This window comes from Actinomycetota bacterium (assembly GCA_036280995.1).
Taxonomy (GTDB): Bacteria; Actinomycetota; CALGFH01; order CALGFH01; family CALGFH01; genus CALGFH01.
In genome coordinates, this window is sequence record DASUPQ010000328.1 from 1 (window position 1) to 3017 (window position 3017).

The 3017-nt window shown below is 74.6% G+C and carries 2 protein-coding genes; both read left to right on the forward strand.

Annotated features, from left to right (window positions below):
• A partial coding sequence (locus tag VF468_11190) for a WD40 repeat domain-containing protein (GenBank protein HEX5878868.1) occupies positions 1-2009 on the forward strand: 2009 nt, incomplete at its 5' end.
• On the forward strand, positions 2006-2920 hold the full coding sequence (locus VF468_11195) for an alpha/beta hydrolase (protein HEX5878869.1): 915 nt from the start codon (positions 2006-2008) through the stop codon (positions 2918-2920). The genes VF468_11190 and VF468_11195, both read left to right, overlap by 4 nt.
• Positions 2921-3017: the final 97 nt, after the last annotated feature.

A 3017-nucleotide genomic window follows, 5' to 3' on the forward strand; every position in this document is an offset into this window, starting at 1 on the left:
GGCTCCAGCCGACCGTGGAGGCCCGCAGCAGCCTGCTGGCGGCGCTCGAGCGAAACCCCCGGGTCACGGCCTTCCTGCACGGGCACACCAGCTTCGTCGCTGCCATCGCGGTCACCCCGGACGGTCGCATGCTGGCCACCGGCAGCGCCGACAACACGGTGCGGCGGTGGGACCTGTCGACCGGCACGCCGATCGAACCGCCCCTCACCGGGCCGACACAGCCGGTCGGCACCGTCGCCTTCAGCCCCGACGGCGGCACCATCGCCGCCGGCGGCGTCGACGGCCTGGTGTGGCGCTGGGACGCGCGCAGCGGACAGCCGATCGGCGCCCCCCTGCCCGGCGGCGTCGACCGGGTGCGCACGGTCGCCTTCAGTCCCGACGGCCGCACGCTTGCCTGGGCAGGGGAGCACGGCAGGATCGTCCTGTGGGACGTCGGCGCCGGCCAGGTCGCGCGCACATTGGACGCCAACGGCAAGCGGCTCTACAGCTTCGTCTTCAGCCCCGACGGCCGCATCCTGGCCTCGGGCGGCGACGACAGGACGATCCTGCTCTGGGACCCCCGCACCGGCAGGCGGCTGGGCGCACCCCTCCGGGGCCACCGCGAGCCGATCCGAGCTGTCGCCTTCAGCCCCGACGGCCGAACCCTGGCATCGGGCGGCGAGGACCGCACGGTCATGCTGTGGGACGCCCGTACCCGCAAGCCGGTCGGGGACCCGCTGACCGGCCACCGGCAGCGGGTGTTCGGGCTCGCCTTCAGCCCCGACGGCCGCGTGCTCGCCTCCGCCGGTCGGGACCACGTGATCTTGCTCTGGGACCCGGGCACCGGCAGGCGGCTGGGCGCGCCCCTGACCGGCCACACCGAGTCGGTACGGGGAGTGGTGTTCGCCAAGGACGGCACCCTGGCCTCCGCCAGCAACGACCGCACGGTCGTCCTCTGGGACGTCGACCGGCGCCAGCGCCTCGGCCGGCGGATCGCCGGCGGCGCGGGCCCGCTCAACGCCGTCGCCGTCAGCCCCGACAACCGGCTGCTGGTCGCCGGCGCAGACGACTCGACGATCAGGCGTTGGGACTGGAGGACGCATACCCCGATCGCCCCTCCGCTCAGGGGCCACAGGTACGAGGTCACCAGCGTCGCGTTCAGCCCCGACGGGCAGACCATCGCATCCGGTGGCTGGGAGGGGCGGATCCTGCTGTGGGACGCGAGGACCGGGCGGCTCCGGGCGACGCTGCCCGGCCACGAGCCCCACGCCGTCCTCGCGGTCGCCTTCAGCCCCGACGGCAGGACCGTGGCCTCCGGCGGGGCCGACAAGACCGTCCGGCTGTGGGACGCGCGCAGCGGGCAGCCGCTCGGCGCGCCGCTGCGTGGCCACACCAACAGGGTGCTGAGCCTGGCCTTCGACCCCCACGACGGCGACAGGCTGGCGTCGGGCGGCTTGGACAGGACGATCTGGCTGTGGGACATCGGCGACCCGCAACGCCCCGGCGAGCAGCTGACTGATGCCACGAGCCCGGTGTACACCCTCGCCTTCGGCCCGCGCGACCGGCTGCGCGACCGGCTGCTGGCCGGGACCGCCGACGACGTGGTCGCGGTCTGGGACATCGCCAAGGGCCGTCACCAGTCCCTGCCAGCGACCCAGCTGGGCGGGCACACCGACGAGGTCCACGCCGTCGCCCTGAGCCCGGACGGCCAGACCCTCGCCTCGGGCGGCGCGGACGGCTCCGTCATCCTCTGGGACCTCCCGACCTCGCAGCAGCTCGGCGACCCGATCGCCGCCCACTCCGACGGCGTGCGGAGCCTCGCCTTCAGCGGTGATGGCCGCACCCTCGCCTCGGCCGGCGCCGACGGCGACGTGGTGGTCTGGGACGTCGACTTCAGGTCATGGCAGGCCCGCGCGTGCCGCATCGCCAACCGTGGCCTCTATCGGCGGGAGTGGGAGCTCGTCGGACTGCTGCCCCAGGACGACCCGGTCTGCGCCGAGCGATCGGCGGGAACGGGCGCGCGGGGATGAGCGGGTGGGACGACGGCCGCCGGCGCCGCCGGCTGGTCCTGGCCGCGCTGGTTCCGCTGCTGGTGGCCGGCTGCGGATCGCCACCACCTGCCTCCGAGGTCACGATGGTCAGCGGGATCGCCTACACCTCAGGGGCGGAGCTCGACGTCCATGCTCGGGCGGGTGTTGCCCGCCAGCCGGTGCTCGTGCTCCTCCACGGCTGCTGCGGCAGCAAGGACGATCTCACACCGCTCGCCGAGGCGATCGCCGCCCGGGGCGCCGTGGTCTTCAACGCCGACTGGACGGGTGTCGACCGCGGCGGGGGCTGGCCGCGCTCCTACCAGGAAGCAGCCTGCGCGGTCCGCTTCGCCCGCGCCTCGGCCGCGAGGTTCGGAGGCGATCCGGGGCGGATCGCCCTGCTCGGCTGGTCGGACGGCGCCCTGCTGGCTGCCGTGGTGGCCGTCGCCGGCGACGATCTCGGGGATGGCTGCCCGCAGCATCGGGTGTCCGCCCTCCCCGACGTCCTGATCGGCGTGGCCGGGTTCTACGGCTGGCCGGTCGCGCCCGGGCGGGTGGTGAACCCCCGGTACGTCAATGCCCGGACGATCCGGTTCTTCGGCGGCCCCCCGGCCGAGGTGCCGAGGGCCTGGGCCGCCGGCAACCCGTACACCCGGCTCGGCGGCAACCGCCGGCTCGAGGCACGGCTGGTGGCGGGTGACGCCGATGCTCTCCTTGCCGACGGCCGTCGCTTCCTGGCCGCCCTGCAGCGGGCTGGATACGGGGCGTCGCTCAGGGTGGTGGACGAAGGCAACCACCGGACCGTGGTCGCGCCCCGTACGCCTCCCGGCCGGCTGACGGTCGAGGAGGCGTTCGCGGCGGCGAGCGGCGCCACCCCAGCCTCGGGTACGTCGTCAAACGGCCAGCGCCGTTAGGAGGGTGGCGCCGGTTCTGTGAGAGCATGGACAACCTCCACCGAGTGACATGTGCCACCTCCATGAGGTGGCAGCACTGGCGCTGACCACCGGCTGC

What these genes read in the sequence shown, in the direction of transcription:
- VF468_11195 (HEX5878869.1), top strand. Translation starts at nt 2,006, where the DNA reads ATGAGCGGGTGGGACGACGGCCGCCGGCGCCGCCGGCTGGTCCTGGCC.